Consider the following 1797-nt stretch of genomic DNA (forward strand, 5'->3'; position numbering starts at 1 on the left):
ACTATTCTGGGAAGAATAATATCCAAGGAAATATTTGACGCAAGAAATTATTGTGAAAATCTGGCTCCAGGAACACATTTTATAACTTCATATTATGAAGATACTGGATATTTTACAGGAGAACGTAATTTTTATCTTTCCACTGGGATATTCCAGTACAGGGGAAAAGGAAATGTTATTGTGACTGATAGTCACTATACAAGAAATTATAGCATAAACTTAGAATTTATTATCTTCGATAGATATAAATCTGATACAGACTGGTTAGATCATATTAATAGTGATTTTTTTAATGATCTTAACCATATACCACTTTTTGAAAACTTTAGCCTTTACGGAAAATACAAGCTGGCGCCGATAAAATGGAGTCAATCTAAGAGAATATAACTACCTAGAGAAAACGCATAACAAATATTTTTTTATAATAATATGTATTAGCTCAGACTTGATCTGACAGTTTTCACTGGCAGCACATAATCAAATCTGACAGTCTGTTTTGAGTTAATAGCGGAAGCTCAAAGGGGCATCAATAACATTGCTGTGTGTTCATCAACAAGGAGTATTTCACCTCCGTGTAGGGGGCCAAATACGGTGTGCAACAACACAATAGAATCACTGGCTACAGTGATTAAAATTATGCATGGCTATAAAATCCCTTAAGTGTTAACTTAATTTATTGATATCTCGATCAAATTATGACAAATAAAAATCTTAACATAAAAATGGAGTTAACATGGAATGGAGATTTTTAGGCTCTATATCAGATGCTAGAAGGGCTGGCTGTTGCGGAGTTTATCTTATTGTTCATCAAGGGCTTTTTAATCGTGTTGTTTATGTTGGGGTGAGTTGTAATGTAGGGAGAAGGATTAATGAACATTATGAAGGCTACCTGAGAGGAAACCGAACAATTTATAATGCAGGCCACAATGATGACGTGTATCGTCTTATGTCAACTTACAAGATTCGAAATCATATAAAATACTATCAATCCTTAGCAAGTGATTATGAAATATGGGGTTCAACTACACTGCATTTTGATACACCTAAGAATATTTTAGCAAAGAACCAAACTTTTGATGCCACATGGGAGAGCATTGCATTTGAAAAGTATATCCCTCAACTGGTAGTGTGGGCCCTTCCAATGGCCAATTACTGTTATTCAAATGCAACTAAAATTGAAAGTGTAATCCAGTCAAAGCTCATTAAATCTTTTGATTTAAGAGGTTTTTTTAATGCTAAATACTTAAGCATTTTGGGTAAAATTGAAAAACCTTATTTAAAAAAGGTTAAATGTTTTATTATTGACGTTCCTGATGTAGACCCGGCATCCAAACTTATTTTTAGCAATTTATATGCTAAAAAAATTGATGAAAACTTTTGCAGAGAGTTCCATTCACAGTTTGAAAGTGAAATTTCTCAGAGGGAAAAAGGAATTCAGAGAAGGCGAGAGATTAGGAACCATAAAATTTCTCTCCATGAAAATTATGGCAAACCTTGGACTTTAAAAGAAATGGAGAAACTAAGAATCATGTTAGTAGATTTTGATATGTCTCCAACAGAAATATCTGATTACCTTGGAAGGGGGCCTCGCTCTATTTCAAAAAAAATAATCGAAAATGATAAAATTACTAACCATAAGTGGCGAGAGAGCGTCGGATGGTTGTAACGTTGCATAATAATAACTGACACAGCAATGACACAGAGCGGCCTGTCAGATTAGATTTAGATCTGTGCCATAGCTGTGTCAGATAAAATCTGAGCTAATACAAATAATAGTTCGAGGATAAAACACTATCA

Annotated in this window: 2 protein-coding genes; both read left to right on the forward strand. The window is 33.8% G+C overall.

Features of this window, described 5'->3' with window-relative positions; all coding sequences use genetic code 11:
* Nucleotides 1-387: hypothetical protein (locus FDX19_RS25310; RefSeq protein ID WP_212734715.1), on the forward strand; the 387-nt coding region annotated here is incomplete at its 5' end.
* 346 nt (nt 388-733) lie between these two features.
* Nucleotides 734-1666 (forward strand): GIY-YIG nuclease family protein, encoded by a 933-nt coding sequence (locus tag FDX19_RS12815; RefSeq protein WP_137383007.1) that lies wholly within the window; start codon nt 734-736, stop codon nt 1664-1666.
* Nucleotides 1667-1797: the final 131 nt, after the last annotated feature.

This window comes from Citrobacter sp. wls619, assembly GCF_005281345.1.
Classification (GTDB): Bacteria; Pseudomonadota; Gammaproteobacteria; order Enterobacterales; family Enterobacteriaceae; genus Citrobacter.

What these genes read in the sequence shown, in the direction of transcription:
- FDX19_RS12815 (WP_137383007.1), top strand. Translation starts at nt 734, where the DNA reads ATGGAATGGAGATTTTTAGGCTCTATATCAGATGCTAGAAGGGCTGGC.